A 17,053-nucleotide genomic window follows, 5' to 3' on the forward strand; every position below is an offset into this window, starting at 1 on the left:
AGCGTTGCTGAAAACGCCTCGATTTTGCGGGAAAACTCCTCAAAGGAAACCCTGTTATGCGCCTGAGTACCAGTGCTATTGCGCTCTGTGTCGGACTTTTGGTCAACCATGGGGCCGCAGCGACCGAATTGCCGCAACGCTGGGTCAGTGCCGGCGGGGCTTTGTCGGAGTGGGTGAGTGCGTTGGGCGGCGAGTCGAAACTGGTGGGTGTCGATACCACCAGTCAACATCCCGAATCACTCAAGGCCTTGCCGAGTATCGGTTATCAACGGCAATTGTCGGCGGAGGGCATTCTGAGTTTGCGCCCGCAGATTCTTATCGGCACCGAAGAAATGGGTCCGCCGCCGGTGTTGTCGCAGATCCGCAGTGCCGGGGTGCAGGTTGAGCTGTTCTCTGCACAGGCAGACCTGCCAACCTTGCAAGGCAACTTGCAGCACCTGGGCAAGTTGCTTGGCAGCGAGCCGCAGGCCACAACGCTGTTTCACAGTTATCAACAGCAACTTGAACAGCGAAAAGACTGGGTCAGCCAGGCCCAGGCCAAACAGAAGGCGCCGGGTGTGTTGTTACTGCTCGGACACGCTGGCGGCAAACCGCTGATCGCCGGCAAGGACACCGCAGCTGATTGGCTGTTGCAACAGGCGGGTGGGCATAACCTCGCGACCCATACCGGTTACAAACCTTTTTCTGTTGAGTCCCTGGCTGGCCTGACGCCAGAGGTGTTGGTGTTTGCCGACCGGGCGCTGACCGGTGACGCCGCGCGTGCCGCGTTGTTCAAGGAAAACCCGATTCTCGCGTCGACTCCGGCGGCCAAGGCCGGGCGGGTGTTCGAGCTGGACCCGACGCTGTTGGTTGGTGGCTTGGGGCCGCGCTTGCCTGCGAGCCTGGTGGAACTGTCTGCCGGGTTCTATCCCGCAGAATCAGCCAAGGCAAACACCGCCCCATGACGACTCTGGTTAAACCACGTTCTTTATTCATCGGTCTGAGTCTGCTGTGTTTACTGGCGATCTGGCTGTCATTGGCCCTGGGCCCGGTCAGCTTGCCGCTGCTCGATACCTTGCGCGCCGCGATGCGTCTGATCGGTCTGCCGGTTCCTGCTGAAGGGTTGGAGCAGGCTGAACTGATTCTCGGGCAGATTCGTTTGCCGCGTACCTTGCTCGGACTGGCGGTGGGCGGGGTGCTGGCGTTGTCGGGCGTGGCGATGCAGGGGTTGTTCCGCAACCCACTGGCGGATCCGGGGTTGGTTGGTGTCTCCAGTGGCGCTGCGCTGGGCGCGGCAATTGCAATTGTTGGCGGCTCGATGTTTGGTGGTTTGCCTGAGGCGATCGGCCCGTATCTGTTATCGCTGTGTGCATTCCTTGGCGGACTCGGGGTGACGGCACTGGTTTACCGCCTCGGCCGGCGGAATGGCCAGACCAACGTCGCGACCATGTTGTTGGCGGGCATCGCTCTGACGGCGCTGGCCAGTTCGGCGGTGGGCTTGTTCACCTATCTGGCGGACGACGCGACCTTGCGTACGCTGACTTTCTGGAACCTGGGCAGCCTCAATGGCGCCAGCTATGCGCGACTCTGGCCATTGCTGCTGGTGAGCGCGGCGGTAGCGCTGTGGTTGCCGCGCCGGGCCAAGGCGCTGAATGCACTATTGCTCGGCGAGTCCGAGGCCAGCCATTTGGGGATCAATGTCGAAGGGCTCAAGCGCGAACTGGTGTTCTGCACCGCGTTGGGCGTCGGTGCCGCTGTTGCGGCGGCGGGGATGATCGGTTTTGTCGGGTTGGTGGTGCCGCATCTGGTGCGATTGCTGGCCGGTCCCGATCATCGTGTGCTGTTGCCGGCTTCGGTCCTGGCGGGTGCCAGCCTGTTGCTGTTTGCCGATCTGGTGGCGCGGTTGGCGCTGGCCCCGGCTGAATTGCCGATTGGCATCGTCACTGCATTTATTGGCGCACCGTTCTTTCTGTATTTGCTGTTGCGAGGTCGCGCCTGATGCTGCGAGTAGAAAATCTGCAGATCTGCCGTGGCAAAAAAATCGTCCTGGCGGATATCGATCTTGAGCTTCAACCGGGTGAAGTCCTTGGTGTACTGGGCCCCAACGGCGCGGGCAAAAGCACCTTGCTCGGCGCGTTGTGTGGCGAGTTACGGCCTGATCATGGTCGAGTCTGGCTCGATCAGCGCGAACTGAGCCAGTGGGATGGCGCACAACGAGCGCAACGCTTGGCAGTATTGCCGCAGACCTCGACCCTGGACTTTGCCTTCCGCGTCGAGGAAGTGGTCGGCATGGGGCGTTTGCCTCATCAAACAGGCCGGGTGCGCGATGACGAAATTGTCGCTGCCGCCTTGCAGGCCGCCGATGTCGGGCATTTGAGTGGTCGCAGCTATCTGGCCCTGTCTGGCGGTGAGCGCCAGCGTGTGCACCTGGCGCGGGTACTGGCGCAGCTATGGCCGGGGGAGGCCGGGCAAACCTTGCTGCTCGACGAGCCGACGTCGATGCTCGACCCGCTGCATCAGCACACCACCTTGCAGGCGATTCGTGAATTCGCCGATCGCGGGGCAGCGGTACTGGTGATTCTGCATGATCTGAATCTGGCGGCGCGTTATTGTGATCGTATTCTGCTGCTCGACGGTGGCCGTCCGCATGCGCTGGACACACCGCAGCAGGTGCTGCGGCCGGAACCGCTGAAAGCCGTGTTCGGACTGGATGTGTTGGTGCAGCCGCACCCGGAGCGCGGGCATCCGCTGATCATTGCCCGTTGAGGTGACCTCATGCGTGGGATAGTGATTCTGGCGCTGCTGTTGCTGGGCGCCTGTCAAAACATGACACCCAGTGCCATGGATCAACCGGCTGGCGTTATTCGCGATCTGCACAGCGGTCAGCGTCTGAGTGCGCAAGCACTGGTCGAACGGTTGGCCGGTGCGCCACGACTGATCGTTGGCGAGCAGCATGACAATCCCGATCACCATCATGCGCAACTGTGGTTATTGCAGGCACTGGCCCAGCGCCGAGCTCAAGGCAGCGTGTTGCTGGAAATGCTGACGCCGGATCAGCAGGGGCGTGTCGACGACGTCCATGCTTTGAACGCCGCTCGCTGGCCTGCCGATTTGCCGGCGGCGTTGGCCTGGCAATCAGGTTGGGACTGGAATCTGTATGGGCCGATTGTGCGGTATGCCCTGGCTCAGCCTTATCCGTTATTGGCGGCGAATCTGGACTCGACTGAGGTTCGGCGCATTTATAAACAAGCGCCGGCCGTGAGTGGAGCCCGGTCGAATGCGCCAGCGGTCAAGAATGAGCTGCTGGCGCAAATCCGCGAGTCCCATTGCGGGTTGTTACCCGAAAGCCGGATGCCGGCCATGCTGGCGGTTCAGCAACAACGCGATCGGCAGATGGCCGAACGACTGCTGGCAGCGCCTGCGCCAGCGTTGCTGTTTGCCGGTGCTTATCACGCGCGTCTGGACATTGGCGTGCCGGTCCATGTGCAGGATCTTGGCAAGCATTCGGCGCCCGTGGTGGTGGTGCTGGCGGAGAAGGGGGCTGAGGTCTCGTCGAATTCGGCTGATTACGTCTGGTACACGGCCGCCCGGCCCGCGCAGGACTATTGTGCGCAAATGCGTCAGTAGGCGGTTTGGGAGTACCCAGGAAGCACTTTTCGACAAGCAAAAAAAGACCCGGCAAGAGCCGGGTCAAATAACCGTGATTAGCCTGATGAGGAGATAATCTGAGAGTCCGAACCAATGGTCTTTCAGAAGATCAGCTGATCTCGCGACCAGTTGTGATAATCATAACGATTCTCATTTCTAAGTCAATCGATGTTTTCTGAATTCTTTTCTCTTTTGCCAAACACTTGTTTGGATTGCCCGTAAATGCTGGGCTTTAGACCTTGTGACGTGAGGATATGGCTTCGAGCTGTTTATTGAGTGCGTCCTTGCGTTCGGCGGGGATGTCGTTCCAGTGCACGTCCATCAGCGCCCCCTCAATCGCGTACAACAACACCTTCGATGCGCGAAACCCGCGAGTGCGCACCGCCCGATAAGCATCCACCGCCCCCAGGCGGCGCAAGTCCGAGGCGCTGTGGATGCCCACGGCATGCAGCCATTGCGCCGACGTCTTGCCAAGGTTTTTCAGGTGTTGCAGTTCATCATTCATCAAGCCTCCTTGCGACAGCCGAAGAGTGCGTGGGCGAGCCTCAAAGGAGTGTAGCGGTCAGTAGGAAAAGCGTGGTTGTTTGGTCGGTTTGAACGCAAAAGCTTCTAAGGCGGTCTGCCAGATAGTTCTGCAAAGTACGACGAGGGCAGTAGGAAAGGACTTCGCAGGCAAGGCATGCAGTCCGGCGCGGAGCGGGGGCGCCGGACTTCAGGTGACGGCAGGTGTTAGCGGGTGCGGTAGCGCAGGCGAGTACCGAAATTCATCGACATGAGAATTTCGTCAGCGCTCAGCTCAGGCGGGAAGTAAGCACCGGAGATTTGCGCGTGGGCCAGACTCGCACCTTCCAGAGAGGCATTACGAAAATCGATACCACGCAGGTCGGCAGAGCGGAAGTAGGCGTCGCTGAAGTCGATACCTTCGGCGTTCAGCTCGCGCAGGTCGAGGCCACGGAAATCGCCGCCCACCATATCGATAGGTCCGGACTTGGGCCTTTCGCGATTGAAGCCGGTGATGTCGTCTTTGTGCAGCAAGGCATATAGCGGGGTGTCGAGAAGTTTTGGCTGGCTCATAGGATGTCATCACCTGTTGGTTTTATGACGCCAGTATAGTGCCACTATTTTGCAGGCGTGAAGCCGGTTAGAGCTTCACGCCTGAAATAGTTTCTTACAGCCCCGGCAGACGCTGACGGATCTGCGCGACCACTGTGTCGAGGGTTCCGCTTTCATTGGTCTGAACGCGTTTGCTGCAGAGAATCTCTGTCGGTGTCAGCGGCTCGCGATTGGCTTGTTGAGCGGCGATAACAGCCAGGTTGGCGTCAGACGGATCGTTTTTGTCTGCCTGACGCTGCGCCAGCCAGCTCTCGATCACCGCTTGTGGTGCATTGCAATCAAGGATCAGGAACGGCGCACCCGTCGCTTCGGCGATTTTTGCCGCGCTATCGCGTTGTTCACGCTTGAGGTAAGTCGCGTCGATGACCACCGGGAAACCGGCGCGCAGAATCACGTCAGCGATTTCATGCAGGCGGGTGTAGGTGGCGGCGCTGGCGTCGGTGCTGTAGATACCGGCTTGCGGGTCGTTTGGCACGTGCTGCTCGCCGAACAGACGCTTGCGCTCGACATCGGAACGCAGGCGAATCGCGCCCAGTGCTTCTACCAGGCGCATGGCGACGTGGCTTTTGCCGACGGCGGAAACGCCGTGGGTGATTGCCAGGAAGCGCGATGGAATGGTGCTGTAGCTTTCCGCCAGGTTGGCGTAGTTGCGGTACTGGCGCAGAGTAGTGGCGCGCTGCACCGGATCGGCTTCGGCGGGCATGCTGAACAGGCTGACCTTGGCGCGAACCAGTGCGCGGTAGGCTTTATAGAAGTTCAGCAGCTCAAGGCCCTGATAATCGCCGGTCAACTCCAGGTACTGGCTCATGAAGCGGCGTGCCAGGCTTTTCAGGCCACGGTCTTCGAGGTCCATCGCCAGGAAGCCGGTGTCGGCATAGACGTCGGTGAAGCGGAACGGTTCGTTGAATTCGATGCAGTCGAAAATCACCACCTTGCCGTCGATCACAGTGGCGTTGCCCAAATGGATGTCACCGTGACATTCGCGGATGAAACCTTCGGCCTTGCGTTGGTCCAGCAGCGGTTTCAGGCGTTCGAAGCTACTCTCGGCCCAGGCTTGTAGGGCGTCGAGTTGCAATAGGTCGGCCTTTTCACTGAGAAACGGGCGGATTTGTTCGAAGTTCTGCCGCACAGGCGCCATGACGCTTTCAGGTGTGCCGGCTTCGTGAGCTGCCGGAACCTTCGGTGCGCTGAGGTGGAACTGAGCTATCTGCTTGGCCATCTCATCGATGTGCGTGGTCGTCAGTTCACCATTGGCTTGCAGGGTACTGAGCAACTGGCTTTGTGGGAACTGGCGCATTTTCAGCGCGTAATCGAGCACCGGGCCTGTACCACCGAATTGCGGTGCTTCAACGCTGCCGGTGATCGGCAACACTTCAAGATACAAATCGTTGGTCAGGCGCTGGTTCAGGCGCAGTTCTTCGCCGCAGAAATGTTCGCGCGACTCAATGCTTGTGAAGTCGAGGAAACCGAAATTGACCGGCTTCTTCACTTTATAAGCGTAAGGGCCCGTGAGCAGCACCCATGAGATGTGCGTCTCGATGACCTGGAAGCCCTCTACAGGATGAGGGTAGAGGGCCGGGTTTTGCAGGGCAGCGATCAAGGATTGGCTCACAGGTGATCCTTCAGAGTCTGGGAAAATTCAAGGGCGACATTATGGCCGCAAGCGGGGCTAACGCAAACCTCGCCGGGCTCATGTTGATCAGGAATAAAGTGCGTATAATCCGCCGCCATGACTCGTACCCGATCCCCTCGTTCCCCTAAAAAACCTCCTTCTAGCGGCCTGCGCCCCTGGTTAGGCTGGGCCTTGAAGCTCAGTCTGGTCGGCCTCGTGGTGCTGGCAGGCTTCGCGGTTTACCTCGATGCCGTGGTCCAGGAGAAGTTCTCCGGCAAGCGCTGGACCATTCCGGCCAAGGTTTATGCGCGCCCGCTCGAGCTGTTCGTCGGACAGAAGCTGAGCAGGGATGACTTTCTCACCGAGCTCGACGCCCTGGGTTATCGCCGCGAAAGCGTGGCCAATGGACCGGGCGCGGCGTCGGTCAACGGCAATACCGTTGACTTGAACACCCGTGGTTTCCAGTTCTATGAAGGCCTGGAGCAGGCTCAACCGGTACGTGTGCGTTTCTCTGGCGATTACGTCGCCGAGTTGTCGGCGACCAACGGTTCGAAGCTATCCGTAGTGCGCCTTGAACCGCTGCTGATCGGTGGTCTTTATCCGAAAAACCTCGAAGACCGCATCCTGATCAAGATCGATCAGGTGCCGCCGTATCTGCTCGATACGCTGGTAGCGGTGGAAGACCGCGACTTCTATCACCACTTTGGTGTGTCGCCGAAGTCGATCATGCGGGCCGTTTGGGTCAACACGTCGGCCGGGCAAATGCGTCAGGGCGGTAGTACATTGACGCAGCAGTTGGTCAAGAACTTCTACCTGACCAACGAGCGCAGCCTGAGCCGTAAGCTGACCGAGGCGATGATGGCGATGCTGCTTGAGTTGCACTACAAAAAGCCGGACATTCTTGAGGCGTACCTCAATGAAGTGTTCATCGGTCAGGACGGTCAGCGCGCCGTGCACGGCTTCGGTCTGGCCAGTCAGTTCTTCTTCAGCCAGCCGCTGTCCGAACTCAAGTTGCATCAAGTCGCGTTGTTGGTGGGCATGGTCAAAGGGCCGTCCTACTACAACCCGCGTCGCTACCCGGAACGCGCGCTTGAGCGACGCAATCTGGTGCTCGATCTGCTGGAACAGCAAGGTGTTGCCACCGCCGAGCAAGTCGCCGCTGCGAAGAAGATGCCGCTGGGCGTGACCAAGCGCGGCAGCCTGGCAGACAGCTCGTTTCCGGGCTTCCTCGATCTGGTCAAGCGCCAGCTGCGCCAAGACTACCGCGACGAAGACTTGACCGAAGAAGGCCTGCGGATTTTCACCAGCTTCGACCCGATCCTGCAGATGAAGGCTGAAGCCTCGGTCAACGATACCTTCAAGCGCCTCGCCGGCCGTAAAGGTTCGGACGACGTTGAGGCGGCGATGGTCGTGACCAACCCGGAAACCGGTGAAGTCCAGGCGATGATCGGCAGCCGTCAGGCGAGTTTCGCCGGCTTCAACCGCGCGCTGGATGCGGTGCGGCCAATCGGTTCCCTGATCAAGCCAGCGGTGTACCTGACCGCGCTTGAGAAGCCGAGCCAGTACACCTTGACCAGTTGGCTGTCCGATGAATCCTTCTCGGTAAAAGGTGCGGATGGTCAGATCTGGAAGCCACAGAACTATGATCGTCGCTCCCACGGCACGGTATTCCTGTACCAGGGGCTGGCGCATTCCTACAACCTGTCGACCGCGCGTCTGGGTCTGGAAGTCGGCGTGCCGAACGTCCTGAAAACCCTTGGGCGTCTGGGCATCACCCGGGAATTTCCGGCCTTCCCGTCGATGTTGCTGGGGGCGGGTGGCTTGACGCCAATCGAAGTGGCAACCATGTACCAGACCCTCGCCAACGGCGGTTTCAACACGCCGATGCGCGGGATTCGCAGCGTACTGACCGCCGAAGGTCAGCCGCTCAAGCGTTATCCGTTCCAGATTCAGCAACGTTTCGATCCGGCTTCCATCTACCTGATCCAGAGCGCCATGCAGCGCGTGATGCGTGAAGGTACCGGCAGTTCGGTCTATAACGTGCTGCCCAAGACGCTGACCCTGGCGGGTAAAACCGGTACCAGTAACGACTCGCGAGACAGCTGGTTTGCCGGTTTCAGTCAGGATCTGCTGGCGGTGGTCTGGCTGGGTCGCGATGACAACGGCAAGACGCCGTTCACCGGTGCCACGGGCGCGCTGCAAGTCTGGACCAGTTTCATGCGCAAAGCCGACCCGTTGCCGCTGGATATGCCGCAGCCGGATAATGTCGTTCAGGCCTGGGTCGATTCGCGTACCGGGCAGGGCTCTGAAGCCAGCTGCCCAGGCGCAGTGCAGATGCCGTATATTCGCGGCAGCGAACCGCCTCCCGGCGCTGCGTGCGGTGGTTCAAGCCCCGCTTCAGGCGAATCGGTGATGGATTGGGTCAAGGGCTGGATGAATTAAGCGAAGAGGGTTTCAAGTGAACAAGTGGTTTATTCCAGCGGTTACGGTGACAGCTCTGGCTTTGCTCAGCGGCTGCTCCAGTGTGCAGCACGGCTCGATTCCAGTGGTCGACTCCGGTACGGCGGTGTCCAACAGTGAACGGATTTCTGCCAATGGCGGTTTCCGCAAAACTACCGTAAAGCGTCCGGCACAGGCCCAGACTCAGGCGATCCCACAGGGTGACACTGGCGTGGTGGTGATGGTGCCGGGTGCTGGCGCGACGACTTCGACGCCAATCAGCACTCAACCGATCAGCCCTGGCCCGATCAGCTCCGGTCCGATAACTCCGGGTCCGATTGACAGCGGACCGCTCCAGTCGGCGCCGATCAATCAGGGTAACTACAGCATGCCATCGACGCCGAGCGGAATTCCTTCCGCCAGCAGCGCCGGCGGTTTGTCTGCCGACGAGCAACTGGACGGTCCGGTGCTGGCCTTGCTGACTACCGCTCAGCAGCAACAGGCGAGCGGTGATCTGAATGGCGCATCCTCAAGCCTTGAGCGTGCTCAGCGGGTTGCTCCGCGTGAACCGCAAGTGCTCTACCGTCTGGCGCAGGTGCGCATGGCCCAGGGCGATGCAGCGCAGGCCGAGCAGTTCGCTCGTCGCGGTTTGACGTTTGCCAATGGTCGTCCGGATCTTCAGGCCAGTCTGTGGGCGTTGATTGCCCAGGCGCGTGACAAGCAGGGTGATTCCGCCGGTGCCGCACTGGCTCGTCAAAAGGCCAAGGTTACGCTCTGATGGATGTACGTTTTCCGAAGATCGCTGAACAGCTGCTGCTGATCGAGCGCGAGTTGCGTCTTCAGGGTTGGTGGGACGAGCTCCCGCCAAGCGCTGAAGCGTTGAACAGCGTCGAGCCATTTTCCGTCGATACGCTGGATTTCGAACAGTGGCTGCAATGGATCTTCTTGCCGCGCATGAAGGCCATCCTTGAGAACAACCTGCCGCTGCCCAATGCCTCGGGCATTCAGGAAATGGCCGAGATGGTCTTCGCTGCGCGCAATGTCCAGGGCAAGGATCGGCAGCTGCAGGTCTTGCTCAAAGAGTTCGATCAGCTCATCACGGCTTCCCGCTAAGCCGAAAACTGCCAGATGCGATCTTTTGACTTTTCTGTTAAAAAACAAAATCAAAAGATCGCAGCCTCGTTTCACTCGACAGCTCCTACAGGTGTCTACTGGCAGTTATCCTTGATCTGTTTTTGTGCTTCGGTGATGCGTTCCTGACGCTGTTGGTCTGTCAGGCGACGCATCTCACCGTCGACTTCCTCGCGTAATCGCGGATTGTTCTGCAGTTGCGCCAGGTTCGCTCGCGTTTGTTCGCAGAACGTCTTGAGCTGGGCTTGCTGCTCGGCCACCTGTTTTTTCACCGAGTTGTCGATGGCCTGTTGATCGCCTATGGCGCTGCTGCGTGGTGGCGGGCTCGGTTTGCCGACGGGCAGGGCGGGCTTCACCACAGTCGTGGCTTCCTGGCCCTGGGGCGGCTGAGCATCGAAATGGGTAACGCCCTGGCCATCGATCCATTTGTAGATCGGACTGGCCATGCACAAAGGGCTCAGGCCGATCAGCAGACTGGCCGTGAAGAAGAACGTTCGCATGCCGTTTCCTTGTCGTGGGTGCGCAATTGAAGCTAACACACCTGCTGTTTAAAGGTTTTTTCTTGCGTTCTCATGCGCTTAGTTCGAATAAAGCACATTGACGACTTGACTTGCAGAGGGCGAAACAGAAGAATCCAAAGTCCGCTGTAGAGGGACTGCCAGAAGCAGACCCACTCGGCAGATCATGAGGCGCACATCCGCGCCGACCTGTTACACCCGCAACGCGTTACCTCGCGCTGGGTGGGAAAGCCCCGCAACACTTGGGACGATCCCAATACTTGCTCAGTCAGTGCTGACGTAGTCGGCGACCACCGTCGCTCATGCTCTGCCGAGAAGTAAACCTATTAAGACCCGTCCCCTATATGTGGGCGGTATTCTGGCGTTTTAGAGGTGAACAACGTGGAGCTTTTATCTGGCGGTGAGATGCTCGTCCGCTTTTTGCGTGACGAAGGCGTCAAATATATCTACGGGTACCCGGGTGGTGCTCTCCTTCATGTATACGATGCCCTGTTCAAAGAGCCGGAAGTGACCCACATCCTGGTTCGTCACGAGCAGGCTGCGACCCATATGGCTGACGGCTATGCCCGTGCTACCGGTAAAGCCGGCGTAGTACTGGTGACCTCTGGCCCGGGCGCAACCAACGCCATCACCGGTATTGCCACGGCCTACATGGACTCCATTCCGATGGTGATCATTTCCGGCCAGGTGCCTAGCACCATGGTAGGCACCGATGCGTTCCAGGAAACCGACATGATCGGTATCTCCCGGCCGATCGTGAAGCACAGCTTCATGATCAAGCACGCGTCGGAAATCCCGGACGTCATGAAGAAAGCGTTCTACCTGGCGCAATCTGGTCGTCCTGGTCCTGTCGTTGTCGATATCCCGAAAGACATGACCAACCCGGCCGAGAAGTTCGAATACGTCTTCCCGAAAAAAGCCAAGCTGCGTTCCTACAGCCCGGCTGTTCGCGGTCACTCCGGGCAAATCCGCAAGGCAGCAGAAATGCTCCTGGCGGCCAAGCGTCCTGTGCTCTACGCAGGCGGCGGCGTGATTCTTGGTGGTGGCTCCGCGCCGCTGACCGAACTGGCGCAAATGCTCAACCTGCCGGTGACCAACACCCTGATGGGCCTGGGTGCCTACCCTGGCACCGACCGTCAGTTCATCGGCATGCTCGGCATGCACGGTAGCTACACCGCTAACCTGGCCATGCACCACGCCGACGTGATTCTTGCTGTCGGCGCGCGTTTCGATGACCGCGTGATCAACGGCCCGGCCAAGTTCTGTCCGAATGCCAAGATCATTCACATCGACATCGACCCGGCTTCGATTTCCAAAACCATCAAGGCAGACGTGCCTATCGTTGGCCCGGTCGAGAGCGTCCTGACCGAGATGGTCGCGATCCTCAAGGAAATCGGCGAGACCCCGAACAAGGAGTCCGTTGCCAGTTGGTGGAAGCAAGTCGACGAGTGGCGCGGTGATCGCGGCCTGTTCCCGTATGACAAGGGCGACGGCAGCGTCATCAAGCCGCAAACCGTGATCGAAACCCTCTGCGAAGTGACCAAGGGCGATGCCTTTGTGACCTCCGACGTGGGTCAGCACCAGATGTTCGCGGCGCAGTACTACAAGTTCAACAAGCCTAACCGCTGGATCAACTCCGGCGGCCTGGGCACCATGGGCTTCGGTTTCCCGGCGGCCATGGGCATCAAGTTGAGCTTCCCGGATGCCGACGTCGCCTGCGTAACGGGCGAGGGCAGTATCCAGATGAACATTCAGGAATTGTCGACCTGCCTGCAATACGGTTTGCCGGTAAAGATCGTGATCCTGAACAACGGTGTTCTGGGTATGGTTCGCCAGTGGCAGGACATGAGTTACGGTAGTCGTCACTCGCATTCCTACATGGAGTCGCTGCCTGACTTCGTCAAGTTGGCAGAGGCCTATGGCCACGTCGGCGTGCGCATCACCGATTCGAAAGATTTGAAGCCGAAGATGGAGGAAGCGTTCGCCATGAAAGATCGCCTGGTGGTGATCGACATTTCGGTCGACACCAGTGAGCACGTCTACCCGATGCAGATCAAAGACGGCTCCATGCGCGATATGTGGCTGAGCAAGACGGAGCGTACTTAATCATGCGACACATTATTTCCTTGCTTCTGGAAAACGAACCGGGCGCTTTGTCTCGTGTAGTCGGTCTGTTCTCGCAGCGCAACTACAACATCGAAAGCCTGACCGTGGCGCCGACCGAAGACCCGACCCTGTCGCGTCTGACGTTGACTACAGTCGGCCACGATGAAGTGATCGAGCAGATCACCAAGAACCTGAACAAGTTGATCGAAGTGGTCAAATTGGTCGACCTGTCGGAGAGTGCTCACATCGAGCGCGAACTGATGCTGGTCAAGGTCAAGGCCACCGGCGCCCAGCGCGCCGAGATCAAACGCACTACCGATATTTATCGTGGGCAGATCGTCGATGTCAGCGCCAGCGTGTATACCGTTCAATTGACCGGTACCAGCGACAAGCTCGACAGTTTCATTCAGTCGATCGGCACTGCCTCGATTCTGGAAACCGTACGCAGTGGCGTCACCGGGATTGCCCGCGGCGACAAAGTACTCAGCATCTAAACCAAATTAGCGAACGGCCTGAACGGCCTGGACATAGGGGAAATTCATGAAAGTTTATTACGAAAAAGACTGCGACCTGTCGATCATCCAGGGCAAGAAAGTTGCCATCATCGGTTACGGTTCCCAGGGCCACGCTCAAGCGTGCAACCTGAAAGATTCCGGCGTTGACGTTACTGTTGGTCTGCGTAAAGGTTCGGCCACTGTTTCCAAAGCCGAAGCTCACGGCCTGAAAGTGACTGACGTTGCTTCTGCTGTTGCTGCTGCCGACCTGGTCATGATCCTGACCCCGGACGAGTTCCAGTCTGCGCTGTACAAGAACGAAATCGAGCCGAACATCAAGAAAGGCGCCACCCTGGCCTTCTCCCACGGCTTCGCGATCCACTACAACCAGGTTGTGCCGCGCGCTGACCTCGACGTGATCATGATTGCACCGAAGGCTCCGGGCCACACCGTGCGTTCCGAATTCGTAAAAGGCGGCGGTATTCCTGACCTGATCGCTATCTATCAGGATGCTTCCGGCAACGCCAAAAACGTTGCACTGTCCTACGCTGCTGGCGTTGGCGGTGGTCGTACCGGCATCATCGAAACCACCTTCAAGGACGAGACCGAAACCGACCTGTTCGGCGAGCAAGCCGTTCTGTGCGGCGGTACCGTTGAACTGGTCAAAGCCGGTTTCGAAACCCTGGTTGAAGCTGGCTACGCGCCAGAAATGGCCTACTTCGAGTGCCTGCACGAACTGAAGCTGATCGTTGACCTCATGTACGAAGGCGGTATCGCCAACATGAACTACTCGATCTCCAACAACGCTGAGTACGGCGAGTACGTTACCGGCCCTGAAGTCATCAACGCTGAATCCCGTCAGGCCATGCGTAATGCCCTGAAACGTATTCAGGACGGCGAATACGCCAAGATGTTCATCAGCGAAGGTGCTACCGGCTATCCTTCGATGACCGCCAAGCGTCGTAACAACGCTGCGCACGGCATCGAGATCATCGGCGAGCAACTGCGCTCGATGATGCCGTGGATCGGCGCCAACAAAATCGTCGACAAAGCCAAAAACTAAGTCACGAGCGTGTACAGAAAACGCGGCTTAGGCCGCGTTTTTTCGTTTGAGTGGTCGGTTCTGGTATAAAGCTGCATCGTTTGCGGCCGAACCGTTGTCGCAGACTCCTGTCGAAACTTTCCACACCGTTGCAAGGTAATGTCCATGAGCGAACGTCCCGAAGAGCCAAACCAGGCCTCTGACGCCGAAAGCCTGCTACCCATCGATGAGCATGTCGAAGAGGGGCATGACGCTGACGGCCGTAAAGTCCGGCATCGTGGTATCTATCTTCTGCCGAATCTGTTCACCACTGCGAACCTGTTCGCAGGGTTCTATTCCATCATCAACTCGATGAGCGCCCAGAGCGCCTTGAGTGCCGGTGATGCTGTAAGCGCGAGCAAGTATTTTGCTTTCGCGGCGATCGCGATTTTCGTCGCCATGGTCCTCGACGGCCTTGATGGCCGGGTAGCGCGCATGACCAACACCGAAAGCGCCTTCGGTGCCGAGTACGACTCGCTGTCGGACATGGTCGCCTTTGGTGTCGCGCCGGCATTGTTGGCATTCGGCTGGGCGCTGGGGGATATGGGCAAGGTTGGCTGGATGGTTGCCTTCATCTATGTTGCGGGCGCGGCATTGCGTCTGGCGCGCTTCAATACTCAGGTCGGCACTGCGGATAAACGTTACTTCATCGGTCTGGCCAGTCCGGCCGCTGCCGGTGTAGTCGCAGGCATTGTCTGGGCATTCAGCGATTACGGGATTCAGGGCTCCAAGATGTCCTTCCTGGTTGCGCTGATGGTTGCCGCCGCTGGTATGCTGATGGTCAGCAACATCAAGTACAACAGCTTCAAGGAGCTGGACCTGAAAGGGCGCGTACCTTTCGTGGCGATCCTGGCTGTGGTGCTGGTGTTTGCGGTGGTCTTCAGCGATCCACCGCGCATTTTGCTGCTGGTTTTCCTCGCCTATGCAGCTTCTGGTCCGGTGCAGTACCTGTTGCGTCTTCGTCGGCACAAAAACGCCGAGTGATGTAATTTCCCCCATACTCCGCAGTCTATTGGTGCATCTGTCCTCCAATTCTGCGGAGTTGCCATGTTATTCAAGTTTCCCAAGTCGTCCGACTGTCATGAGTCGGACGTCACGCCTGAGTCTCTCTACCTCTCTCGTCGCAGTGTGCTTGGTGGGGCTATCGCCGGTATGGCGGTCAGCGGCCTTCCACGTTGGGCCAGCGCCGACAGCGCGGCTCGGTACGCGGATGTCGAGTCGGGCAAGGCGCCTTCCTGGTTTTCCAAAAAGCTCCCTGCAACCCAGTGGGAGGCGGTGACCGTCAAGGATGAGGCGATCACGCCGTTCAACGATGCGACCCACTACAACAACTTCTATGAGTTCGGTACCGACAAGGGTGATCCTGCGCAGAACGCTGGTGCACTGAAAACCGAGCCGTGGTCTGTGGTTATCGATGGTGAGGTGAGTAAGCCGGGGCGTTATGCGCTGGAGGACTTCATGAAACCGTATCAGTTGGAGGAGCGCATCTATCGTCTGCGTTGTGTAGAAGCCTGGTCGATGGTGATTCCGTGGATCGGCTTTCCCATCTCGGCACTGCTCGGCCAGGTCGAGCCTACCTCCAAGGCTAAATACATTCGTTTTGAAACCTTGCAGGACCCCAAGACCATGCCGGGGCAGCGCTCAGGTTTTGCCTTGATCGACTGGCCTTATGTAGAAGGACTGCGTCTGGACGAAGCGATGAATCCGTTGGCGATTCTTGCCGTCGGCATGTATGGCCGCGAGCTGCCCAATCAGAATGGCGCGCCTTTGCGCTTGGTGGTGCCGTGGAAGTACGGGTTCAAGAGCGTCAAATCCATCGTGCGTATCAGTCTGGTCAGCGAGCAACCGAAAACCACCTGGCAAAGCATCGCGTCCGATGAGTATGGCTTCTATGCAAACGTGAATCCGACGGTTGATCACCCGCGCTGGACTCAAGCGCGTGAGCGACGTCTGCCGAGCGGATTGTTCAAGCCCAATGTGCGTGAGACGCAGATGTTCAATGGCTACGCGGATGAAGTTGCTTCTCTCTATACAGGTCTCGATCTGAGGAAGAACTACTGATGCGTTTTTCTGTGTGGCGCGTCGGCGTCTTTATAGCAGTGATGGTGTGGCCGTTACTCTGGCTGTATGAGGCCTGGAGCTTTGCGTTGGGGCCGGATCCGGGAAAGGTGCTGGTTGATCGATTGGGGCTGGGAGCGCTGATCCTGCTGTTGATCACCTTGAGCATGACGCCTATACAGAGGCTGACGGGGTGGGCGGGCTGGATTGCTGTTCGGCGGCAGCTCGGGTTGTGGTGTTTTGCTTATGTTGTTCTGCATCTGAGTGCTTATCTGGTTTTTATCCTTGGTCTTGATTGGTCTCAGTTGGGGGTGGAGCTGAGCAAGCGGCCGTACATTGTTATCGGCAGCCTGGGGTTCCTTTGTTTGTTGATGCTGGCGGTAACGTCCAATCGTTATAGCCAGCGACGTTTGGGTGTCCGCTGGAAGAAGTTGCATCGTTTGGTCTATGTAATCCTTGGTCTTGGATTGCTGCATATGCTCTGGATAGTTCGGGCGGATCTGAAGGAGTGGGCGATCTATGCCTCTATAGGTGCGCTGCTATTAGTGCTACGTGTGCCATCTGTAACGCGCCGAGTTCCGCGTTTAGTGGCCAGAAAAGCACCTTCTGCAACAAAAGCGTAATTAACCCTTGACGGCAGATTCTGGAAGTCTATAATTCGCCCCACTTCCGGCGCAGTCGAAACGGAAAACTCCTTGGCAAACAAAGAGTTACGCGGTTTTCGACAGCGGTTACGCTTCAGTTCATCGAAGCCCGAAGGAGTTGATAAGGCAGTGTGTTTTCGCCTTGTTGACGGTTCGATCTTCTCGGTCGAAAGCGGAAAAAAGAGGTGTTGACAGCAGCGAGTAACGCTGTAGAATTCGCCTCCCGCTAA

The 17,053-nt window shown here is 58.4% G+C and carries 17 protein-coding genes; 13 read left to right on the forward strand and 4 right to left on the reverse strand.

Annotation, left to right across the window (positions count from 1 at the left end; all coding sequences use genetic code 11):
- Positions 1–56: 56 nt before the first annotated feature.
- The 4 genes from BK659_RS02985 to BK659_RS03000 are packed head-to-tail and all read left to right on the forward strand — an operon-like array spanning position 57 to position 3,606.
- Positions 57–944 (forward strand): heme/hemin ABC transporter substrate-binding protein, encoded by an 888-nt coding sequence (locus tag BK659_RS02985; RefSeq protein WP_123423643.1) that lies wholly within the window; start codon positions 57–59, stop codon positions 942–944.
- Positions 941–1,978, forward strand: a complete 1,038-nt coding sequence (locus BK659_RS02990) for a FecCD family ABC transporter permease (RefSeq protein WP_123423644.1) — start codon at positions 941–943, stop codon at positions 1,976–1,978. The genes BK659_RS02985 and BK659_RS02990 overlap by 4 nt, the downstream gene beginning before the upstream one ends.
- Entirely contained in the window at positions 1,978–2,745 is a 768-nt protein-coding gene (locus BK659_RS02995; RefSeq protein WP_123423645.1) for a heme ABC transporter ATP-binding protein, read from the forward strand. The genes BK659_RS02990 and BK659_RS02995 overlap by 1 nt, the downstream gene beginning before the upstream one ends.
- 9 nt (positions 2,746–2,754) lie before the next feature.
- Positions 2,755–3,606, forward strand: coding sequence for a ChaN family lipoprotein (locus tag BK659_RS03000; RefSeq protein ID WP_123423646.1), 852 nt, complete (start codon positions 2,755–2,757; stop codon positions 3,604–3,606).
- Between the two features lie 253 nt (positions 3,607–3,859).
- On the opposite strand, the gene BK659_RS03005 is transcribed toward BK659_RS03000, so the two are convergent.
- The 3 genes from BK659_RS03005 to BK659_RS03015 form a co-directional block, all read right to left on the reverse strand.
- Positions 3,860–4,132, reverse strand: coding sequence for a TfoX/Sxy family protein (locus BK659_RS03005; RefSeq protein WP_123423647.1), 273 nt, complete (start codon positions 4,130–4,132; stop codon positions 3,860–3,862).
- A gap of 224 nt (positions 4,133–4,356) precedes the next feature.
- Entirely contained in the window at positions 4,357–4,701 is a 345-nt protein-coding gene (locus BK659_RS03010) for a pentapeptide repeat-containing protein (protein ID WP_123423648.1), read from the reverse strand.
- Positions 4,702–4,795: 94 nt separating this feature from the next.
- Positions 4,796–6,352, reverse strand: coding sequence for a bifunctional aminoglycoside phosphotransferase/ATP-binding protein (locus BK659_RS03015; RefSeq protein ID WP_123423649.1), 1,557 nt, complete (start codon positions 6,350–6,352; stop codon positions 4,796–4,798).
- 117 nt (positions 6,353–6,469) lie between these two features.
- On the opposite strand from BK659_RS03015, the gene mrcB reads away from it, so the two are divergent.
- From mrcB to BK659_RS03030, 3 genes are read left to right on the forward strand one after another with little or no spacing between them, the layout of a single operon-like run.
- Positions 6,470–8,794, forward strand: coding sequence for a penicillin-binding protein 1B (mrcB, locus tag BK659_RS03020; RefSeq protein ID WP_123423650.1), 2,325 nt, complete (start codon positions 6,470–6,472; stop codon positions 8,792–8,794).
- Between the two features lie 16 nt (positions 8,795–8,810).
- Positions 8,811–9,569, forward strand: a complete 759-nt coding sequence (locus BK659_RS03025) for a tetratricopeptide repeat protein (protein WP_123423651.1) — start codon at positions 8,811–8,813, stop codon at positions 9,567–9,569.
- Positions 9,569–9,904: a YqcC family protein gene (locus tag BK659_RS03030; protein WP_123423652.1), complete on the forward strand. Its 336-nt coding sequence runs from the start codon at positions 9,569–9,571 to the stop codon at positions 9,902–9,904. The genes BK659_RS03025 and BK659_RS03030 overlap by 1 nt, the downstream gene beginning before the upstream one ends.
- Before the next feature lie 95 nt (positions 9,905–9,999).
- On the opposite strand, the gene BK659_RS03035 is transcribed toward BK659_RS03030, so the two are convergent.
- Entirely contained in the window at positions 10,000–10,422 is a 423-nt protein-coding gene (locus BK659_RS03035; protein ID WP_123423653.1) for a DUF4124 domain-containing protein, read from the reverse strand.
- A gap of 399 nt (positions 10,423–10,821) precedes the next feature.
- Here BK659_RS03035 and BK659_RS03040 point away from each other — a divergent pair, with 399 nt between their 5' ends.
- The 6 genes from BK659_RS03040 to msrQ all read left to right on the forward strand — a co-directional run bounded on the left by BK659_RS03040 (position 10,822) and on the right by msrQ (position 16,802).
- Positions 10,822–12,546 (forward strand): acetolactate synthase 3 large subunit, encoded by a 1,725-nt coding sequence (locus BK659_RS03040; protein ID WP_123423664.1) that lies wholly within the window; start codon positions 10,822–10,824, stop codon positions 12,544–12,546.
- Positions 12,547–12,548: 2 nt separating this feature from the next.
- The gene (gene ilvN, locus BK659_RS03045) at positions 12,549–13,040 is read left to right on the forward strand and encodes an acetolactate synthase small subunit (protein WP_003176102.1); all 492 of its coding nucleotides are present in this window, start codon (positions 12,549–12,551) and stop codon (positions 13,038–13,040) included.
- A 46-nt stretch (positions 13,041–13,086) separates the two neighbouring features.
- Positions 13,087–14,103, forward strand: coding sequence for a ketol-acid reductoisomerase (gene ilvC / locus BK659_RS03050; RefSeq protein ID WP_064454150.1), 1,017 nt, complete (start codon positions 13,087–13,089; stop codon positions 14,101–14,103).
- Between the two features lie 144 nt (positions 14,104–14,247).
- Positions 14,248–15,105: a CDP-diacylglycerol--serine O-phosphatidyltransferase gene (gene pssA / locus BK659_RS03055; protein WP_123423654.1), complete on the forward strand. Its 858-nt coding sequence runs from the start codon at positions 14,248–14,250 to the stop codon at positions 15,103–15,105.
- A 63-nt stretch (positions 15,106–15,168) separates the two neighbouring features.
- Complete coding sequence (gene msrP / locus BK659_RS03060; RefSeq protein WP_123423655.1) at positions 15,169–16,182, forward strand: protein-methionine-sulfoxide reductase catalytic subunit MsrP; 1,014 nt, start codon at positions 15,169–15,171, stop codon at positions 16,180–16,182.
- Complete coding sequence (msrQ, locus tag BK659_RS03065; protein WP_123423656.1) at positions 16,182–16,802, forward strand: protein-methionine-sulfoxide reductase heme-binding subunit MsrQ; 621 nt, start codon at positions 16,182–16,184, stop codon at positions 16,800–16,802. The genes msrP and msrQ overlap by 1 nt, the downstream gene beginning before the upstream one ends.
- The last annotated feature ends 251 nt before the right edge of the window (positions 16,803–17,053 follow it).

The sequence above is a fragment of the Pseudomonas brassicacearum genome, from assembly GCF_003732225.1.
GTDB lineage: Bacteria > Pseudomonadota > Gammaproteobacteria > Pseudomonadales > Pseudomonadaceae > Aquipseudomonas > Aquipseudomonas brassicacearum_E.

What these genes read in the sequence shown, in the direction of transcription:
- BK659_RS02990 (WP_123423644.1), top strand. Translation starts at nt 941, where the DNA reads ATGACGACTCTGGTTAAACCACGTTCTTTATTCATCGGTCTGAGTCTG.
- BK659_RS03010 (WP_123423648.1), bottom strand. Translation starts at nt 4,701, where the DNA reads ATGAGCCAGCCAAAACTTCTCGACACCCCGCTATATGCCTTGCTGCAC.
- BK659_RS03035 (WP_123423653.1), bottom strand. Translation starts at nt 10,422, where the DNA reads ATGCGAACGTTCTTCTTCACGGCCAGTCTGCTGATCGGCCTGAGCCCT.
- BK659_RS02985 (WP_123423643.1), top strand. Translation starts at nt 57, where the DNA reads ATGCGCCTGAGTACCAGTGCTATTGCGCTCTGTGTCGGACTTTTGGTC.
- BK659_RS02995 (WP_123423645.1), top strand. Translation starts at nt 1,978, where the DNA reads ATGCTGCGAGTAGAAAATCTGCAGATCTGCCGTGGCAAAAAAATCGTC.
- mrcB (WP_123423650.1), top strand. Translation starts at nt 6,470, where the DNA reads ATGACTCGTACCCGATCCCCTCGTTCCCCTAAAAAACCTCCTTCTAGC.
- pssA (WP_123423654.1), top strand. Translation starts at nt 14,248, where the DNA reads ATGAGCGAACGTCCCGAAGAGCCAAACCAGGCCTCTGACGCCGAAAGC.
- BK659_RS03005 (WP_123423647.1), bottom strand. Translation starts at nt 4,132, where the DNA reads ATGAATGATGAACTGCAACACCTGAAAAACCTTGGCAAGACGTCGGCG.
- ilvC (WP_064454150.1), top strand. Translation starts at nt 13,087, where the DNA reads ATGAAAGTTTATTACGAAAAAGACTGCGACCTGTCGATCATCCAGGGC.
- msrQ (WP_123423656.1), top strand. Translation starts at nt 16,182, where the DNA reads ATGCGTTTTTCTGTGTGGCGCGTCGGCGTCTTTATAGCAGTGATGGTG.
- ilvN (WP_003176102.1), top strand. Translation starts at nt 12,549, where the DNA reads ATGCGACACATTATTTCCTTGCTTCTGGAAAACGAACCGGGCGCTTTG.
- BK659_RS03030 (WP_123423652.1), top strand. Translation starts at nt 9,569, where the DNA reads ATGGATGTACGTTTTCCGAAGATCGCTGAACAGCTGCTGCTGATCGAG.
- BK659_RS03000 (WP_123423646.1), top strand. Translation starts at nt 2,755, where the DNA reads ATGCGTGGGATAGTGATTCTGGCGCTGCTGTTGCTGGGCGCCTGTCAA.
- msrP (WP_123423655.1), top strand. Translation starts at nt 15,169, where the DNA reads ATGTTATTCAAGTTTCCCAAGTCGTCCGACTGTCATGAGTCGGACGTC.